This window comes from Streptomyces sp. TOM-9 (genome assembly GCF_056858595.1).
Window position 1 is genome coordinate 9299362 of the sequence record NZ_JBXEQB010000001.1, and the last position, 20196, is coordinate 9319557.

Sequence of the window (20196 nt, forward strand, 5' to 3'; positions counted from 1 at the left end):
GGAACGACAGTGCCTAGCGCGGGCGGGGACGCAGGACGGGCCGGCTGTTCTTCTCCGGTCCCAGCCGCTTCGCCAGTCCGGCCGGAGTGGGCGCTTCGAAGATCGCGCGGATCGGCACTTCCCTGTTGAGGGTGGCGCGGATATGACCGGCGAGCTGGGTCGCGAGGAGGGAATGCCCGCCGAGGTCGAAGAAGTTGTCGTCCACTCCGAAGCCGGGGACGCCCAGCACCTTGGCGAAGATGTCGCAGAGAGCGGCTTCCTCGGCTGATGCGGGTTCCCTCCGCTCGCCTTGGCCGGCGTAATCGGGCGCCGGGAGGGCGGCACGGTTCAGCTTGCCGTTCACCGTCAGCGGCAGCGCGTCCAGGACGACGATCGCGGACGGGACCATGTACTCCGGCAGCAGGGTCGCGACATGGGTCCGGAGGGCGCCGCCCGCCGCCCGGAAGGCGTCGACGTCCTCGGCGGACAACTCGCACGCCGGGACGATGTAGCCGGTGAGGCGTTTGTCGCCGGGTTGGTCTTCCCGGACGATGACGGCGGCTTGGCCCACGGCCGGGTGGGTGAGGAGTGCGGCTGCGATTTCGCCGAGTTCGATGCGGAAGCCGCGGATCTTGACCTGGTCGTCGGTGCGGCCGAGGTATTCCAGTTGCCCGTCGGTGGTCCAGCGGGCGAGGTCGCCGGTGCGGTACATGCGTTCGCCGGGCCCGCCGTGGGGGTTGGCGACGAAGCGTTCGGCGGTCAGTGTGGGCCGGTCGAGGTATCCCCGGGCGAGTTGGACTCCGGCGAGGTACAGCTCTCCGGCGACGCCGGGCGGTACCGGTCGCAGTGCTGTGTCGAGGACGAATGTCTGGGTGTTCCAGACGGGACGGCCGATGGGCACGACGCCGCCGGTGTCGGCGTCGGGTTCGCAGGCGTGGGCGGTGACGTCGATGGAGGCTTCGGTGGGTCCGTACAGGTTGTGCAGGGGGACGCCGATGAAGGCCGTGAACCGGTCGCGGAGTTCGGCGGGCAGGGCTTCGCCGCTGGCCATGACGGCGCGCAGTGATGGCAGGGCCCATTGGGAGGTCTCGGCCGCGGTGACGAAGAGCTGCAGCATTGATGGGACGAAGTGGGCGATGGTCACGTGTTCGCGGCGGATGAGGTCGGCGAGGTAGTCGGGGTCGCGGTGTCCGCCGGGGCGGGCCATGACGAGGGTGGCGCCTTCGAGGAGGGGCCAGAAGAACTCCCATACGGACACGTCGAACCCGAACGGTGTCTTCTGCACCACCCGGTCGTCCGCTGTCAGCCGGTAGGTGTCCTGCATCCACGCGAGCCGGTTCACGACACCCGCGTGGGGGACCGCAACGCCCTTGGGCCGTCCGGTGGAGCCGGAGGTGTAGATGACGTACGCCGAGTGGGCGGGCAGCGGCACCTGGTCGCGGTCGGTGTCCCCCTGGCTCTGCAACTCGGTCACGGCCGCGGGGTCGTCCAGCACCACGCGTGCCACGTCCTCGGGCAGGGCACCCTCGAACTGGCGGGTGGTCACCACCAGCGCCGGTGTGGCGTCACGCAGCACATAGGCCACTCGTTCCGCCGGGTACTCCGGGTCGACCGGCACGTACGCCGCACCGGCCTTGAGCACGGCGAGCAGCGTGACGACGAGTTCCGGCGAGCGGTCCATCATCACCGCCACCCGCTGCTCCGGGCCCGCACCACGGGACACCAGCAGACGTGCCAGCCGGTTGGCCCGCGCGTTCAGCTCCGCGTAAGACAGTTCGGCGTCCTCGAACGCCACGGCGGTGGCGTCCGGGGTCCGGGCTGCCTGCGACTGGAACAGCTCCGGAAGCGTCGCGGGAGCGACATCGCGGGCGGTGTCGTTCCACTCGACCAGCAGTCGGCGCTCCTTGTCGTCCAGAACGTGGATCGCACGCAACGGCCGCCCGGGATCCTCCTCGAGCGCCGTGACGAGATCCCCGACCGCGGTGTGCATGAAGGCGCCCACCGATCGCGGATCGACCGGCGCCACCGACTGGACGGTGAAGGTGAACAGGGGGTCCTGGTCGTTGACGGCGAATTCCAGCGGGTAGTTGGTGCGCTCGTGCCCGTGCAGCAGTTCGACGCCTTCGGGGGTCGGTGCGGCGGTGTCCTCGGCGTGCCGGTAGTTGAACAGCGAGGTGAACAGCGGCGTCCGAGCGGGAAGAGCGCTGGCCCGCTGAGCCAGGATGAGCGGCGCGTGCTCGTGCACCAGCAGGTCCGCGAGCTGCCGCCGCAGGGCGTGCACAGCGTCGCGCACGCTCACGGAGCCGACGTCGAGGCGGGCCGGCAGCGTGTTGACGAACAGACCGGGCACCTGGTCCGCGCCGGCTCCGGCGTTCATCCGGCCGAACAGCACGGTGCCGAACACCACGTCGTCACGGCCGGAGGTTGCCGCCACGACGCGCGCCCAGGCGACGTGGAACAGCGTCGCCGGGCTGACACCCAGGCCTCGCGCCTGCTCCCTCAATCGCCGCGCCACATCCGCGTCGAGTGGCATGCGCACCTCGGACACGCCGCGGCCGTCGCCGTGCACGTCCAGCAGCCCGTACGGCGCGGTCGACTCGCTCACGTCCCCCAGGAGTTCCGCGAAGAACCGCTCGTGCTCCTGCGCCGAGATCATGAGCCGTGCCCGCGCGACGAACTCGCGGAACGGCAGCGGCGCCGGCAGCGTGTCCCCGCTGCCGGAGAGGATCGCGCGGATCTCCTTGAAGACCAGGGCGAGGGACGTACGGTCCTGCACCAGGTGATGCACTTCGAGCAGGACGTACCACCGCCCGTCGTCAGCCTCCTGCGCGACGCAGGCCTGCAGCAGGGGGGCGCGCCGGACGTCCATCGGCGCGGTGCGCGTGGCCAGCAGGCCGCCCACGACATCCGCGCCCTCCAGTTGGAGGGTCCGGACCGAGACGGGGGCGGTGCGCAGGACGACCTGGACGGGCTCCCGGAGCCCTTCCCACAGGAAGGCCGTCCGCAGGATGTCGTGCCGGTCCACCACCTGCTGCACGGCGGCGAGGACGGCGTCCACCCGCTGCCGGGAGTCGAAGCCGAGGACGTACGGCAGCGTGTACAGGTCGCTGCCGTTCTCGCCCTCCAGCAGGTGGTGGAAGAGGATGCCCTCCTGGAGCGGGGCCAGCGGGTAGATGTCGGCGATGTTGGCCGCACCGCCGGGCACCTCCGCGGTGATTGCGTCGATCTCCTCCGCCGTGAGATCGGCCAGCGTCACCATCTCCGGCGTGATCGTCGTGGCACCTGCGGGGATGCCGTTGTCCGGCAGCACCACCTTCGGAGCGCCCTCCAGTGCCGCCAGACCGGCCACGGTCGGGCTGGTGAACAGCGTCCGCACATCCACCGCGACGCCCGCCGCCCGGGCCCGCTCCACCAGCGTCACCGCCAGCAGGGAGTGCCCGCCCAGCTCGAAGAAGTCGTCATCGACACCGACGGAGGGCAGGCCGAGCACCTCGGCGAACAGCGCACACAGGATCTCCTCCTGCACCGTCGACGGCCCACGCCCGGTGACCCCCGCACCGTAATCCGGAGTCGGCAGCGCCCTCCGGTCGAGCTTGCCGTTGACCGTCAACGGCAGTTCGTCGAGCACCACGATCGCGGCCGGGACCATGTACTCGGGCAACATCCGAGCCGAGTGAGCGCGGATCTCCGCGACGTCCGTGTCACCTGCTGCCACCACGTACCCGGCCAGGCGCTTGTCGCCCGGCCGGTCCTCTCGCACCACCACGGCCGTCTGCGTGACGGACGGGTGGGTGAGCAGGGCGGCCTCGATCTCGCCGAGTTCGATGCGGAACCCACGGATCTTGACCTGGTCGTCCGTACGCCCCAGGTACTCCAGTTGCCCGTCGGTGTTCCACCGGGCCAGGTCACCCGTGCGGTACATCCGCTCGCCCGGCCCGCCGTAGGGGTTGGCGACGAACCGCTCGGCGGTCAGGCCCGGCCGGTCCAGATAGCCCCGGGCCAGCTGCACGCCGGCGAGGTAGAGCTCGCCCGCCACCCCGGCCGGAACCGGCCGCAGCGCGGCGTCCAGGACGAACACCCGGGTGTTCCAGATCGGGCGTCCGATGGGTACCCCGCCGGCGGCGTCGGCCCCCGGCGCGCAGGTGAAGGCGGTGACGTCGATGGCAGCCTCGGTCGGGCCGTACAGGTTGTGCAGCGGGATCGGCAGCACCGCGTGGAACTGGTCGCGCAACGAGGCCGGCAACGCCTCGCCGCTGCAGACCACGGCCCGCAGGGATGAGCAATCCCGGGCGGTGGGCTCGGCGACGAACACCTGCAGCATCGACGGGACGAAGTGGGCGACGGTGACCTGCTCGCGCTGGGCCAGCCCGGCCAGGTACCCCGGGTCACGGTGACCGCCCGGACGGGCCGCCACCAGCGTCGCACCTTCGATGAGCGGCCAGAAGAACTCCCACACCGACACGTCGAACCCGAACGGCGTCTTCTGCACCACCCGGTCGTCCGACGTCAGCCGGTAGGCGTCCTGCATCCACGCCAGCCGGTTGACCAGGCCCCCGTGGGTGATCGTGACGCCCTTGGGACGTCCGGTGGAGCCTGAGGTGTAGATGACGTACGCCGGGTGATCGACGAGCAGGCCGCAGGTGCGGTCGCCGTTCTCGAGGTCGATCGCGGACAGACGGCTCAGGGTGGTGGTCAGCTCCGGGTCGTCAAGGACGAGGCAGGGGACCTGTGCGCCGTTCGCCGGCTTCAGGGCATGGGTGGTGAGCAGAAGGACGGGTCCGGCGTCGTCCAGGAGACGGGTGATGCGGTCGGCGGGGTGGTCGGGGTCGACGGGGAGGTAGGCGGCGCCTGTTTTGAGGACGGCCAGCAGGGTGACGACGAGATCGACCGAGCGTTCCAGGTGCACCGCGACGAGGGTCTCGGGACCGGCGCCGCGTCCGGCCATGAGACGGGCGAGCCGGTTGGCACGTGCGTTGAGGTCGGCGTAGGACAGCCGGACGTCCTCGAAGACCACGGCGGTGGCGTCGGGGGTGCGTGCGACCTGTGCCTGGAAGAGGTCAGGAAGCGTCGCCACCGGCACCTCGTGGGCGGTGTCGTTCCACTCCGTCAGCACGCGGTGCCGCTCGTCCGGGCTGAGCAGCTCGATGTCCGTGATGGGCCGTGCCGGGTCGGCGGTCACGGTGTCGAGGACCCGGACGAACCGCGCGGCCATCGATTCCACCGTGGCGTGGTCGAACAGGTCGGCGGCGTAGGTGATGGAGCCGATCAGGCTGCCGGCGTGCGTCTCACGGAGCTGGAAGTCGAGGTCGAACTTCGCGGGCTGATCGCCCGCGTCCAGGAGGTGGGTTTCGACGCCGGGCAGATCGAGACTCGCGGGAGCGGCGTTCTGCAGGGCGAGCATGACCTGGAACAGGGGGTGGCGGGCCATGGACCTGGAGGGGGCCAGGTCTTCCACCAGTCGTTCGAACGGCACGTCCTGGTGGGCGAAGGCGTCCAGACCCCGTTCGCGTACGCGGTGCATCAGTTCGCGGAAGGACGGTTCGCCCGAGACGTCGGTGCGGATGACCAGGGTGTTCACGAAGAACCCGACCAGCTCGTCCAGGCTTTCGTCCGTGCGCCCCGCCAGCGAGGTCCCGATGGGGATGTCGGTACCCGCGCCGAGGCGGAAGAGCAGCGCCGCGAGGGCGGCCTGGAGCACCATGAACACGGTGACGCCCTCGGCGCGCGCCAGGTCGTTGATCCGCTGGTGGAGTTCGTTCTCGATGCGCACGCCGACGGTGCCGCCGCGGTGGCCGGCCACCGGTGGCCGGGGCCGGTCGGTGGGCAGGGTGAGTTCCTCCGGCAGGCCGGCGAGGGCCTCGCGCCAGTAGTCCAGCTGGTGGCTGAGGATGCTCGCCGCGTCGTGGTCCTCGCCCAGGAGATCGCGCTGCCAGAGGGTGTAGTCCGTGTACTGGACCGGGAGCGGTTCCCAGGCCGGCGCTTGGCCGTCGGCGCGGGCGGTGTAGGCAGTGGAGATGTCGCGGGCGAGTGGTGCGAGGGACCAGCCGTCGCCGGCGATGTGGTGCAGCACCAGGACCAGGACGTGTTCCTGCGGTGCGACAGTGAACAGCCGTGCTCGCAGGGGAAGTTCAGCGGTGAGGTCGAAGGGGCGACGTGCTTCCTCCGCCACCGCCTGCGCCAACTCGCCCTCCGTCATCTCCTCCGGGAAGAGCGGTAGGTCGATCGCCTGCTGGGCGAGGACCCGCTGCTCGGGTGTGCCGTCGACATGTCCGAAGACGGTGCGGAGGACTTCGTGGCGGGTGACGACGTCGTTGAGAGCGGTTCGCAGGACATCGGGGGCGAGGTCGCCGGTGAGGCGGAGCGCGATGGGGATGTTGTAGAGCGCGGACGGTCCTTCCAGCTGTTCCAGGAACCACAGGCGCTGCTGGGAGTACGACAGCGGCACCGTCCCAGGCCTCGGCCGGACCGTCAGCGGCAGGCGCGCCGCGTCGGAGCCGGTCTTGGCGAGACGGAGGGCGAGCCCGGCGACGGTGGGGGTCTCGAACACGGCCCGAACCGGGACTTCGGCCCCGAGGGTGGTGCGGATGCGGCTGACCAGGCGCGTCGCCAGGAGCGAGTGGCCGCCGAGGTCGAAGAAGTTGTCGTCCACCCCGACATACGGGAGACCGAGGACGCCGGCGAACGCCTGGCTGAGGAGCTGTTCCTGGAGGGTCCGTGGTTCCCGGCCCGGGCTCGTGGCGGTGTAGTCGGGGGCGGGCAACGCCTTGCGGTCCAGTTTGCGGTTCACCGTGAGCGGGAGCGCGTCCAGTTCGACGATCGCCGCCGGCAGCATGTAGTCCGGCAGCACGGAGGACAGGCCGGTGCGGAGGTCCGCGATGTCCACACCGTCCGTAGCGCTCGCCGGGACGACGTACCCGACCAGGCGCTTGTCGCCGGGCTGGTCCTCCCGCACCACCACCGCCGCCTGGGCGACGGACGGGTGGGTGAGCAGGGCGGTCTCGATCTCCCCGAGTTCGATGCGGAAGCCGCGGATCTTGACCTGGTCGTCGGTACGGCCCAGGAACTCGAGTCGGCCCTCGGCGTTCCACCGGACCAGGTCACCGGTCCGGTACATCCGCTCGCCCGACGCCCCGAACGGGTTCGCCGTGAACCGCTCGGCGGTCAGCCCGGGACGGTCCAGATATCCCCGCGCCAGCTGGACGCCGGCCAGGTACAACTCCCCGGCCACCCCAGGCGGCACCGGCCGCAACGACCGGTCCAGCACAAAGGCGCGGGTGTTCGCTATCGGACGGCCGATCGGGGGAATGCGGCCCGACGACGGCGCGGCACACCGCATGAGCGTGGCCCCAATGGTCGTCTCCGTCGGCCCGTAGCTGTTGTAGAACGCACGATCTGCAGTGGTCCACCGGTCGACCAGCCCCGCGTCCGGCGCCTCACCCCCCACCACGAGCAACCGCAGCTCCGGCAACCGTGCGGGGTCCAGCGGCCGCGCCACCCCCGGTGTCACATGCGCCACCGACACGCTCTGCGCACGCATCAGACCCTGCAGGCGATCGAGGTCGACCCGATCCTCATCGGCAGCGAGCACGAAAGCCGCACCGGAGGTCAGGGTCATGAAAAGGTCCTGCACCGACACATCGAAGCTGAACGCCGTCGCCCCCAGCACCCGCGAACGCTCGTCGATCCCGTATTCCGACGCGACGGCGGCGATGTTGTTGGCGAGCGAGCGATGCGTGACCACCACGCCCTTGGGGCGCCCCGTGGAGCCCGAGGTGTAGACGACGTACGCGCGGTGGTCGAGCAGCAGCGGGCTGCGCCGTTCCACGTCCGACAGATCATGCGCGGCGCGGCCCGACAGGTCCTGCCGCAACAGGGGGTCGTGGAGTGACAAACGAGCCACGTCGACGCCCCGCAGACTCTCCCACGTCGCATCGTCGGCGATGAGGACCGTGGGCCGTGCCTCAGACAGCACATAGGTGATGCGATCGACCGGGTGACCCGGATCGATCGGGAGGTAGGCAGCCCCTGCCTTGTGTACGGCCAGGAAGGCGACGATGAGGTCGACGGACCGAGGGAGCGCGAGAGCGACGATGTCTTCAGGCCGTACGCCGCGGTCGATGAGAAGTCGGGCGAGACGGTTGGCGCGGGCGTTGAGTTCCGCGTAGGACACTTCGACGCCTTCGAACGCCACGGCCGGCGCCGAGGGAGTACGCGTGACCTGGGTCTCGAACAGCTCCGTGACCGTGGTCTGCGGCACCTGCCGGGTGGTGTTGTTCCACTCCTCCAGGACGCGGTGGTGTTCGGCCGGACTGAGGATGCCGATCCGGCTCACGAGGACGGACGGCTGTGCCGTGACCGCTTCCAGGACTCGGACGAATCGTTCACCGATGCCGGCCGCGGTGTGGTGGTCGAACAGGTCGGTGGCGTAGGTGATCACGCCGTGCAGGCCCGCCGGGGTTCCGCTGTCGGTGAGGTGTTCGTTGAGCTGGAGGTCCAGGTCGAACTTGGCGGGACCGTTGCCGGTGGGCAGGGCCGCGACGGTCAAGCCGGGCAGGTCGAGCTTGGCCTGTCCGGTGTTCTGCAGGGTGAGCATCACCTGGAACAGGGGGTGGCGGGCCATCGACCGGGTCGGTGTGAGCTCTTCCACGAGGCGCTCGAAGGGTACGTCCTGGTGCGCGTAGGCGTTGAGTGCGTGCTCACGAGTGCGCTCGAGGAGCTGCGTGAAGTCGGGATTCCCTGACAGGTCGGAGCGCAGGACGAGGGTGTTGACGAAGAAGCCGACGAGGTCGTCGAGTGCTTCGTCGGTGCGTCCGGCGATGGGGGTGCCGATGGGGATGTCCTCACCGGCGCCCAGGCGGTTCAGCAGCACAGCCAGTGCGGCCTGCATCACCATGAACACGGTCACACCGTGTTCCCGGGCCAGTTCCACGACGGCCTGGTGCACTTCGGCGTCGACGTGCAGATCGACGGTGGCGCCGCGATGGGAGGCCGCCGGTGGACGCGGCCGGTCGGCCGGCAGCGCCAGTTCCTCGGGCGCCCCGTCCAGCGTGTGGCGCCAGTAGACCAACTGTTCCGACAGCAGGCTGGCGGAATCGGACGCGTCGCCCAGCAACTGACGCTGCCACAGGCTGTAGTCGGCGTACTGCACGGGCAACGGCCCCCATGTGGGGACGTCACCGTTGGCGCGGGCGGTGTGGGCGGTCGATACGTCGTGGGCCAGCGGGCCCAGCGACCAGCCGTCTCCGGCGATGTGGTGCATCACCACGACCAGCACATGGTGATCGGGACCGGTCCGGAACAGTCGGGCGCGCAGCGGGATCTCGTCCGCGAGATCAAACCGGTGCTGCGCCGTTTCGGTGATCAGGCGGTTCAGCTCAGGCTGCGGGACCTGTTCGACGTCGACGACCGTAAGTAGGTCACCGATCGTGTCGGCGTCGATGATCTGCTGGTAGGGCTGGCCGTCGACGGTGGTGATCACCGTGCGCAGGACTTCGTGTCGGCGCACGACGTCGTGCAGCGCGGCGTGGAGGGCGTCGGTGTTCAGGGTGCCGGTCAGCCGCAGCGCCATCGGGATGTTGTAGGTGGCCGACGGGCCCTCCAGCTCGCCCAGGAACCACAGACGCTGCTGGGCGAAGGACAGTGGCACCAGTTCCGGGCGCTGCGCCGGTGCCAGCGGGGGCCGGGAGGCGTTGGAGGTGGTCAGCCGGTCGGCGAGGGCGGCCGGGGTGGGGGTCTCGAACAGCGCCCGGATCGGGATCTCCACGCGGAATACCGACCGGATGCGGCTGGTCAGGCGGGTCGCGAGCAGGGAGTGGCCGCCGAGGTCGAAGAAGTTGTCGTCGACGCCGACCGACGGCAGGTTGAGCACTTCGGCGAAGACGGCGCACAGGATTTCTTCCTGGGCGTTCGCCGGACCTCGGCCGGTGACCCCGGCGGTGTAGTCGGGGGCGGGCAGGGCCTTGCGGTCCAGCTTGCGGTTGACGGTGAGCGGGAGCGTGTCCAGTTCGACGATGGCCGCCGGAAGCATGTAGTCCGGCAGCACGGCTGACAGGCCGGCATGGACGTCCGCGATGTCGACACCGTCCGGAGCGCTCGAGGGGACGACGTATCCGACCAGGCGCTTGTCGCCGGGCTGGTCCTCGCGGACGATGACGGCGGCCTGGGTGACGGCGGGGTGGGAGGCCAGGGCGGCTTCGACCTCGCCGAGTTCGATGCGGAAGCCGCGGATCTTGACCTGGTGGTCGGTACGGCCCAGATACTCCAGCTGCCCGTCGGCAGTCCAGCGAACCAGGTCCCCGGTCCGGTACATCCGCTCACCCGGTTCGCCGTAGGGGTTGGCGACGAACCGCTCCGCGGTCAGGCCGGGCCGGTCGAGGTACCCCCGGGCCAGGCCGGCTCCGGAGATGTACAGCTCCCCGGGCACGCCGCTCGGTACCGGCCGAAGCGCGGCGTCCAGGACGAATACCCGGGTGTTCCAGATGGGCTGTCCGATCGGTATGCGGCCGTGGTGTCCGGGATGCAGGGGCGCCAGCGTCGACCAGACGGTGGTTTCGGTGGGGCCGTACAGGTTGGTCACCGACGTCGTGGTCGCCGTCAACTGCTGGGCGAGCGCCGGGGGCAGTGCCTCACCGCCGACCAGTGCCCGCAGTCCGCTGATCGCGTCCGGGGCCTCCACGGCCAGGGTCTGCCATACCGCGGGCGTCGCCTGCAGGACCGTGGCCGCCGACTGGCGGATGAGTTCCGCCAGCGCCTGCGGGTCCCGGGTGGTGTCCCGGTCTGCGAGCACCACGCGGGCGCCCGACACCAGGGGTACGTACACCTCCAGTGTGTGGATGTCGAACGCCACTGTGGTCACTGCGACGAGGGCGTCGTCGGCGTCCAGCGTCAGGTGCTCGCGCATGGCGGCGACGAAGTTGCCGAGCGCGTGGTGGGAGACCACCGTGCCCTTCGGCCGGCCCGTGGAGCCCGAGGTGTAGATCACGTACGCGGGGTGGGCGGGCAGCAGTGCCGCGCCGCGGCCGGCGGCGGTCAGGTCCCCGCCCTCAAGACGTGAGATCGCCTCGACGGTTTCGGGGACGTCCACGACCAGCCGCTCCGTACCCTCGGGCAGTACCGGCGCCACCGCACGGGTGGTCACCACCAGCGCGGGCCGGGCGTCGGTCATCACGTAGGCGATGCGATCGACCGGGTGACCGGGATCGATCGGGAGGTAGGCAGCCCCTGCCTTGAGTACGGCCAGGATGGCGACGATGAGGTCGACGGAGCGGGGCAGCGCGAGAGCGACCAGTTGTTCGGGCTGTGCCCCGTTCCCGACCAGCAGTCGGGCGAGCCGGTTGGCGCGGGCGTTGAGTTCCGCGTAGGACACTTCGACGCCCTCGAACGCCACGGCGGTGGCGTGCGGGGTGCGTACGACCTGCGTCTCGAACAACCCCGCCACCGTGGCCGGCGGCACCTCCCGGCCGGTGTCGTTCCACTGCTCCAGGATGTGGTGGTGTTCGGCCGCGCTGAGGATGTCGATCCGGCTCACGAGGACCGACGGATCGGCGGTCACCGTTTCCAGGACCCGGACCAGACGTTCGCCGATCCCGGCCGCGGTGTGGTGGTCGAACAGGTCGACGGCATAGGTGATCACGCCGTGCAGGCCCGCGGGCTCGCCTCCGTCGGTGACGTGCTCACTGAGCTGGACGTCGAGGTCGAACTTGGCCGGCACGTCGCCGGTGGGCAGAATCTCGACGTTCAGGCCGGGCAGCTCAAGATCCGGTGTCGTGTTGTTCTGCAGGGTGAGCATGACCTGGAACAGGGGGTGGCGGGCCATCGACCGGGTCGGCGTGAGCTCCTCCACCAGGCGTTCGAACGGCACGTCCTGATGCGCGTACGCGCCCAGAGCCGTCTCACGCGCCTGGCTCAGCATGTCCAGGAACGTCGGATCGCCGGACACATCGGATCGCAGGACGAGGGTGTTGACGAAGAATCCGACGAGGTCCTCCACCGCCTCGTCGGTGCGTCCGGCGATGGGGGTGCCGATGGGGATGTCGTCCCCGGCGCCGAGGCGGTGCAGGAGGACGGCCAGTGCCGCCTGCGTCACCATGAACACGGTGACGCCGTGTGCGCGGGCCAGCTCGACCAGCGCCTGGTGTACTTCGGCGTCGATGTGGAGGTCGACGGTGCCGCCGCGGTGGGTGGCGACCGGTGGCCGGGGCCGGTCGGTGGGCAGCGCCAGTTCCTCGGGCGCCCCGTCCAGCGTGCGGCGCCAGTAGGCGAGCTGCTCCGACAGCAGGCTGCCGGCGTCGGTCGCGTCACCCAGCAGCTCCCGCTGCCACATGCCGTAGTCGGCGTACTGCACCGGCAACGCGCTCCAGGCGGGGAGTTCACCGGTGGCGCGGGCGGCGTAGGCGGCCGACAGGTCACGCGCCAGCGGGCCCAGCGACCAGCCGTCACCCGCGATGTGGTGCACCACCAGGACCACCACGTGCTCGTCCGGCCCCACCTCGGCCAGCGACGCGCGGACGGGGATGTCGGTGGCCAAGTCGAACCGGTGCCCCGCGGCCTCGGTCACCCACGACTGCAGAGCGCCTTCCGTCACCGGTACGACCGGCAGGACGACGCATGCCTCCTCGGACGGAAGGACCCGCTGGTAGGGCCGGCCGTCCACGGTGGTGACGATCGTGCGCAGCACCTCGTGCCGGCCCACGACGTCGTGCAGCGCGGCGCGGAGGGCGTCGGTGTCCAGCATGCCGGTCAGCCGCAGCGCCATGGGGATGTTGTAGGTGGCCGAGGGGCCTTGCAGTTCGCTGAGGAACCACAGGCGTTGCTGGGCGAACGACAGCGGCACCAGCTCCGGTCGCCGCGCGGGCGTCAACGGGGGCCGGGACGCGCCGGAGGTGGTCAGCCGGCCCGCCAGTTCACGGAGTGTGGGTGCCTCGAACAGGGTCCGGATCGGGATCTCCACGCCGAACACCGACCGGATGCGGCTGACCAGACGGGTCGCGAGCAGGGAGTGCCCGCCCACCTCGAAGAAGTTGTGGTCCACCCCGACGGAGGGCAGGTTGAGCACCTCGGCGACCAGCGCGCACAGGATCTCCTCCTGTGCCGTCACAGGACGTCGGCCGCCGGCATCCGCGTCGTGAGTCGGAGCCGGCAGTGCCTTGCGGTCCAGCTTGCCGTTCACCGTGAGCGGGAGCGCGTCCAGTTCGACGATCGCCGCCGGCATCATGTAGCCGGGCAGCACGGCTGACAGGCCGGCACGGACGTCCGCGACGTCCATACCGTCCGGACCGCTCGCCGGGACGACGTATCCGACCAGGCGTTTGTCGCCGGGCTGGTCCTCACGCACGACCACCGCCGCCCGGTCCACGGACGGATGTGCCGTCAGCGCGGCCTCGACCTCACCCGGCTCGATCCGGAAACCACGGATCTTCACCTGGTCATCCGCCCGGCCCAGATACTCCAGCTGACCGTCGGCGCCCCATCGCGCCAGGTCACCGGTGCGGTACATCCGCTCACCCGACGCGAACGGGCTGGCCACGAACCGCTGCGCGGTCAGGGCGGGACGGTCCAGGTATCCCCGCGCCAGCTGCACCCCGGCGATGTACAGCTCGCCTGCGACACCCGGCGGCACCGGTCGCAGCGCACCGTCGAGCACGTACGCCTGGGTGTTCCACACCGGGCGGCCGATGGGCACGGTGGAGTGCTCGCGGTCTGCCGCACTCCATCGTCCATGCGTGACCTGGATGGTCGTCTCGGTCGGCCCGTACAGATTGATCAGCGAAACGCCCCATGCCCTGGCGACCCGCGCCGCCAAAGGAGCGGGAAGCGCCTCGCCACCAGCGAGGACGAGCCGGAGACGACCCGCGTCCTCCAGCGGGAGTGTGTCCAGGATCGAGGGAACCAGCTGCGCCACTGTGACGCCGTGGCCCACGATGTGAGCCATCAGCCGTTGCGGATCCCTGGCCTCCTCGGTGGACACCAGGGACATCGCGGCGCCGCTGACCAGCGGCAGCCACACCTCACATCCGGCCGCGTCGAAGCTCACGGACGTACGTGCCAGAACGACGTCACCGGCCCTCGTGCCGCTTGCCTCGCGCAGGCACACCAACTGGTTCACCAGTCCCGCGTGCGGCACCGCCACGCCCTTGGGCCGGCCGGTGGAACCGGAGGTGTAGATCACGTACGCCGGATGCGCGGACCGCAGCACCCCGCACCGCTCGGCGTCGACCAGGTCGGTGTCACCCAGGTCCCCCAGCACCGCGACGGTACCCGGAGCATCGACCACCAGCGGAGGCACCTCATCCGGCAGTCCCTCCTGCGCCACCTCGCTGGTGAGCACGAGGCCGGGTCGGGCGTCCCGCAGCATGTAGCCGATCCGGTCGGCGGGGTAGGCGGGGTCGACCGGCACGTACGCCGCCCCCGCCTTCACCACCGCCAGCAGGGCGACCACCAGGTCGACCGAGCGGTCCATCAGCACGGCCACCCGGCACTCCGGCCCCACACCCCTGGTGACCAGCAGCCGCGCCAGACGGTTCGCCCGGGCGTTCAGCTCCGCGTACGTCAACCGGGTGTCCCCGAACACCACCGCGGTCGCGTCCGGCGTGCGCGCGACCTGCGACTGGAACAGCTCGGGAAGCGTCGCGAGGGGAACGTCCCGGGTGGTGTCGTTCCACTCCACGAGCATGCGCTGGTGTTCGACGGGGGTGGCCAGATCCAGCCGGGAGATCGGCGCGTCGGGCTCCAGGCCGGCCAGGGCCGCGAGCAGATGCAGGAAACGCGCCTGGTGGGCGGCGTTCTCTTCTTCGGTGTAGAGCGTGGGGTTGGCCAGGAAGTCCAGCCGCAGACCCGCGTCCCGCTCGTAGATGAGGATCGTCAGGTCGTCCACCGCACCGTTCGCCAGGTAGGTGCGCGCGGTGGTCTCGCATCGCCCGAACCGGGGCATCGTCCGGTCATCGGGAAGGAAGTTGATACCAGGGCCGGACAGGTGACCGCCCGTACGGGCGAGTTTCAGGTCGCGATACAGATCCTCGTACCGGTAACGCTGGTGCTGCAGGACCCCCCGGCTCCGCGCGGACGCCTCCCTGGCCAGGTCACGCACGGTCATGCCCGCCGTGATGCGCATACGCAGCGGCAGCACCTGGGCCATGCTCGCCACCGCCCCCTGCACACGCGATCCTCTGCGTGCCGTGACGGTCAGTCCCAGCACGACGTCCTGCACCTGCGCCACCCGGTGCACGTACAGCCCGGCGGCTCCGATCAGCAGGGCGGGCAGAGCGACGCCCGACGCGCGGGCCACCTGTCGAAGCGACTGGGCGACCTCAGCCGAAACCACGGCGGTCCGGCGGTGGGAATCACGAGACGCCGACGCCGTCCGCGAGGCCAGGGTCACGACCTCGGGCGCGTCCCCCATCCGCTCCGCCCAGTACGCCCGGTCCTGCGCGAACTGCGCGCTCCCGCGGTACGACTCATCGTCGGCCACGATCTCCTCGAGGGTCGCGAACGGCGTGAACGGGCAGTCCTGCCCCTCCTCCAGGGCGGTGTAGATCTCCGTCGCCCGGTTCAGCCACACCCCGTACCCGACGGCGTCCACCGCGATGTGATGGGCCCGCAGATACACCACGGTCCTGTCCTCGCCCACCAGGAGCGCGGTGAAGGTGATGATTCCGCCGTGTTCGAGATCGGCGGGGCGGGCGGCGTCGGCACGCATCCATGCCTCAGCGGCCGCCACCGGCTCGGACTCGTCCCGCAGGTCGATCACGGGCAACCGGTAGTCAGGCAGCGGTTCGGCCACCTGCCACGGCCCATCGTCGCCCTGCCCGAACCACCGATGCGACAGCTCGGCCTCGGCCAGCGCCTGGCCGAACGCCTTCTCCAGCAAGCCGAGCTGCAGAGGGCCGGCGATGTCCAGGTACTCCACCATGTTCTGGGCCGGGCTTTCCGGATCCAGTGCCTGGGCGTACCAGATGCCTTTTTGAGCCGCGGTCAGGGCGTTTTTGGCATGGTTAGGCATTTTGCATATCCCGTGTACTTGATATCCAGCGAGAAATCGGCGCGAAATTCCGTGCTGCGCGGAGTCGGCATCCGTCAGCGACAGAGGTGGCCGGCGGATCCTGTTTCGGCTCTCGGAGGTCCGGCCGCGAGCGCCGTGTGATGCTGGACCCACCCGGGTGGCGACCAGCGAAGCTTTAACAACCGTCTGCGAAGGTGTGGTGAGTTCTCGCTGATATCAGAAGAACGAGTCTCCGCCTGCCGTGAATCCGGCCTGGGTGAACAGTTCGGCGCCCGTATGGGGCACCTGTGGTCTGCGTTCAGTCCCCGGGCGGCGGACCGGGGAGCCGCCTCGGAGCTCGGAGGGCGGCGAAGACGTGAAGCGCGTGCGACGGTCCCTGCCCGGGGCTGCTCGGCCCCGAGTGCGGTCCGCTGCGATTCAACGGACCGCCCATCCCGGGGCGTTCAGTTGCCGCCCATGGCATCGACCAGGCTCTTGGGCCGCATGTCGGTCCAAGAGCGCTCGACGTAGTCCAGGCAGTCCTGTCGTGAAGCCTCGCCGAATGCGATATCCCAGCCCTCGGGGACTTCGACAAAGGTCGGCCAAAGTGAGTGCTGCTTCTCCGCATTGACCAGCACCAGGTAAGTGGCTTCCTGGTCCTCGAACGGGTTCGTCATGTCTGGTGCTTCCTGATGCTCGTTCAAATTACCCGTGCTTTACCGAACTTTACTCAGCGGAATGTAGCGATCGCAAGCAAACATGGAGTTACCGCCGACCAGCACCGGGATGATCTTGCGGTTGCAGGTGACAGTGGATCCCGCATTGTCGTCTGGGTGCGGCAGGCCCTGACTGAGCTGCTGCACCGGATCGCGGACCGGCGAGTTCCGGCGCGGACTGCGGGGGTTCAGGCCGGCGGCGACGCCGGGGCGTGTGCGGGTGCCGGGCCTTCGTGGTCGGCATCGCGAAGGGCGCGACGCTCTCCGGCCACTGGCCCGGCTCGCTCCGGCGCCGCGGGTTCGCCGTCCGGCAGACCCTGACCCTCGACCCCGAAACTCCATCGGACAGCACCCTTAGAGCTCGTTGCACGATCTTGTCGATGGCCTCAGATCCGGGGGCTGCGGTGGCAGACTCGGCCGTATGTCCGAGCAGCTTCCAGGTGTGACACCGGCCAGAGTCGCCAATCCGGTTGGTGAGTACGCGCCGCTTCCGGATGTGGCGTCAACGGATGCCACCCACCCCCTGCACAAGTACGCCACGCTCTATCCCGAGGTGGTGGAGGCGGGCTCGCTGCAGAACGCTCTCCAGACGACGGTCGATCGTGAGGGCCGTGCGCTTACGGTCGAGCTGACGTCCTCACCGGGCTGGCGCCTCGTCGCCGCGACGATGGAAGCCGACGATCGCTCGGCGAATGTCCTGATGGCCAGCGGCGAGCGCACGTTCTTGGTCGACTGCTGGGCCCACGAAATCCACATGGCCTCGGGCAGCACGCAGGACCTGGCCGAGGTGGCCGGTGCAGTGCGCACCTGGATTCAGGGGGCCAGGGTGCGCGAGCTCGTCGCGCAGTGGGCCTTCCTGAGGACCTGGGAGCTGGCCGAAGCCCACGAGCGCGGTGAGGCCGTGCCGGCTCGGTGGCAGATGATGCGCGAGTCCGCCGTGCGCAGGCAGGACGCTGACTGGCAGGACCTCATCGAAGCCGCCTTCGAACAGCCGCGACTGCGGGTCCTGTCGCCAGGACGCTCCATGTTCTGGCTGACCTTCAGCCGCCGGGCCGCGCCGCCCATCTGTCACGACCTGCCACGGACCAGACCGCTCGGCAACGGCCGATTCGAGGTGACCTTCGCCGACGGTCGGGTTCAGGAGGTGGACGGTGCGGCGACAACGGTCGCGATGATCCTGGACGGCCTGCCCGACGATGCTGTCCCGCAAGCTTTGGGATCATGACACGACGACGGGCATGGGTTCTTGAGGCGTCTCCAGCAGATGATCGTGCAGCCCAGGGAGACGAGGGCATCGTGGAGGTCGATGCGGCCTTCCCAGCGGACGGCGAGGCGCTTGAACTGGTTCAGCAGAGCGAACGTCTGCTCGACGACGTAGCGGATCCGGCCCAGGCCGTGAATGTCCGGGTGGCCACGTCGGGGGATCACCGGCAGGATGCATCGGCGCCTGAGCTCCGGCGGACCACTTCGCTGTCGTACGCCTTGTCGCCGAGCAGCGCGTCGAGGCGTTTACGGGGTTACGGCCGACCTGCGCTGCACCACGTGATCGTGTTACCAGCTCTCACGCGCTCGAGTTCCGGCGGGTGTCATTCGAAGGCGCGGAGTGCTTCTGTCGCTGTTTCCCGCACGGTCGGATTCGTGTCGTCGGTCAGTTGGGCCAGTAGCGGACGTGCGGGCGGCCAGTGCCGCAGACTGGTGGCGAGGACACCCGCGACTGCGGCGCGTACCCACCAGTCTGGGTCGTCCGTCCTGGACCGCAGGGCATCGAGCGACACGCCCAGCATGCCGAGGCCGCGGGCCGCCCCGGCCCGCACGGACGGTTCGGAGTCGGCGAGCAGTTCACGCAGGGCGGCAGCCGCGGCCGGGGCGCGATCGGAGTTCGCGGCCCTGCGGCCGACCGCCTCGCCCAGCACCGAACGGACGTACCAGGCGGGATCGGAGGCAAGCGGAACCAGGTGGTCGACGGCCGCCGAGGGGGCGGTCCAGGCCAGCAGGAGCACGGCATCATGCCGGACCCAGGGGTCCGGATCCTGCAAGGCCGTGATCACAAGCGCGTATGCCTGTGGGTTGTTGTGCACGCTCGGCAGGGAGTTGAGGGCGGTTCGCCGGATCGTCGCATCGGGGTCGGCCCGCGCGTCGCGCAGTACCCCCATGTCGGGCGTCTCCCATACGTCGCGGAGTGCCCATAGCGCGGCTCTGCGCAAGTCGGGATCATCACCGGCGAGCGCCGGGAGTATGACGGCCCGGCACGCGGTCCGATCGGCTCGCATGACAGCGCTCAACGCCATGCCCAGTTGTTCCCCGTCATCGTCGTCCTCGCTGCGCAGCGCGCCGGCGAAGACCCGCAGGAGCAGCGGGAACGCTTCGGCCCCGGAGAGACCGGCCAAGGCATGTGCCATCAGGTCCCGGCCGTACCAATTACGCTCGCGCGCGTAGCTTTCCAGCGCGGCCTGTACGGACGCTGCCGCCGAGCGATCACCGCTCACGGCCAATTCCCTTACGAGCGGCCAAGGATCACCATCCAGTGTGCCGTCGGCGTACCGGAACAGTTCGGCTGGTGTCACCTGGGCCTCCTGCCCTGAGGTGAGGCGTGGACCGGGGACCTGTTCCCGCCGGTCCAGCGCCCGCATGGCGGGGGTCAGCGTACGCTCCGGTCACCGCACCCGCACAGCACCGCGCTGGGTTTCCGCCTGGCCGGTTCCTCGGAGAACCGGTGCCGTCCTGTCCTGGGTACCGGCAGCCGGGCTTGCTCAGGGGTGCAGGGGGTCCGTGTTTCCGTACCGGTTGCTGCACGGCGGGGCAGTTGTGTGTGCGAGTTGGGGGAGTTGTCTTGATGATGTGGCGGTTCAGGGTGTGTTGTGCGGCGTGTGGATACATTGGGGTCGGCTGTCGGGGCAGGCCGGATGTGGGATCCGGCGGGGTTGAGGAGCTTTTGGTCATGGGGGAGTCCGGGTTCGCCGAGCGCTGGTTGGAGACCGGCTCGGGGCCCGGTGCTGTGGTGCGGGCGCGTGTGGCGCAGGTGAACCAGGCGGTTCAGGCGGCGTACCGGGCGTGGCTGGACCACGCCACCTCGTGCCCGACGTGCCGGGACGGGGCCGCGCGTCAGTGCACGGTGGTGCAGCCGTTGTGGGATGCGTACCAGGCGGCTCAGCAGGCGGCCCGGTGACCCGGTGCCCGACGCGGCCGGCCGGTATCGGGCGTCATGTATTCCGGTGAGGCGATCCCCCCTGCCACGGTGTGTCGGCGGCCATGACGTGCCAACCGCCCGCTTGCACGCTGACCCGCCGGATCACCACGAGGCCCTTGACCTTGACCGCGTCGTGACGACGGACGAGTCCCACGCCCGGCACGTCCTGGCCGCCTGCCGGTAGCACGGTGGCAAGCGGTGCCGCTCCCACCGGGCGGCCCTGCGGCCGTCCACCGCCCGGTGCCGGCTGGCGCGGCCCTTCATCGTCCACGAGTTCGAAAGCTGCGGATACCTGCACGCCCGCATCCCCAGTGGCGTCCTCAATGGGTGCCGCCGCG

Annotated in this window: 5 protein-coding genes; 2 read left to right on the forward strand and 3 right to left on the reverse strand. The window is 70.0% G+C overall.

The genetic code is table 11. From position 1 onward, the window contains the following. Positions 1-13: 13 nt before the first annotated feature. On the reverse strand, positions 14-16129 hold the full coding sequence (locus AC1VWI_RS42430) for a non-ribosomal peptide synthase/polyketide synthase (protein ID WP_499516401.1): 16116 nt from the start codon (positions 16127-16129) through the stop codon (positions 14-16). A gap of 290 nt (positions 16130-16419) precedes the next feature. Beyond that, a complete protein-coding gene (locus tag AC1VWI_RS42435; protein WP_499516402.1) occupies positions 16420-16632 on the reverse strand; it encodes an MbtH family protein in 213 nt (70 codons plus the stop codon). Positions 16633-17092: 460 nt separating this feature from the next. Between AC1VWI_RS42435 and AC1VWI_RS42440 the strand changes: the two genes are divergently transcribed. Continuing rightward, entirely contained in the window at positions 17093-17896 is an 804-nt protein-coding gene (locus AC1VWI_RS42440; RefSeq protein WP_499516403.1) for a DUF6193 family natural product biosynthesis protein, read from the forward strand. Between the two features lie 361 nt (positions 17897-18257). On the opposite strand, the gene AC1VWI_RS42445 is transcribed toward AC1VWI_RS42440, so the two are convergent. Then, the gene (locus AC1VWI_RS42445) at positions 18258-19235 is read right to left on the reverse strand and encodes a HEAT repeat domain-containing protein (protein ID WP_499516404.1); all 978 of its coding nucleotides are present in this window, start codon (positions 19233-19235) and stop codon (positions 18258-18260) included. Positions 19236-19609: 374 nt separating this feature from the next. Between AC1VWI_RS42445 and AC1VWI_RS42450 the strand changes: the two genes are divergently transcribed. Then, positions 19610-19837 (forward strand): hypothetical protein, encoded by a 228-nt coding sequence (locus AC1VWI_RS42450; RefSeq protein WP_499516405.1) that lies wholly within the window; start codon positions 19610-19612, stop codon positions 19835-19837. The last annotated feature ends 359 nt before the right edge of the window (positions 19838-20196 follow it).

What these genes read in the sequence shown, in the direction of transcription:
- AC1VWI_RS42440 (WP_499516403.1), top strand. Translation starts at nt 17,093, where the DNA reads ATGTCCGAGCAGCTTCCAGGTGTGACACCGGCCAGAGTCGCCAATCCG.
- AC1VWI_RS42450 (WP_499516405.1), top strand. Translation starts at nt 19,610, where the DNA reads ATGGGGGAGTCCGGGTTCGCCGAGCGCTGGTTGGAGACCGGCTCGGGG.
- AC1VWI_RS42435 (WP_499516402.1), bottom strand. Translation starts at nt 16,632, where the DNA reads ATGACGAACCCGTTCGAGGACCAGGAAGCCACTTACCTGGTGCTGGTC.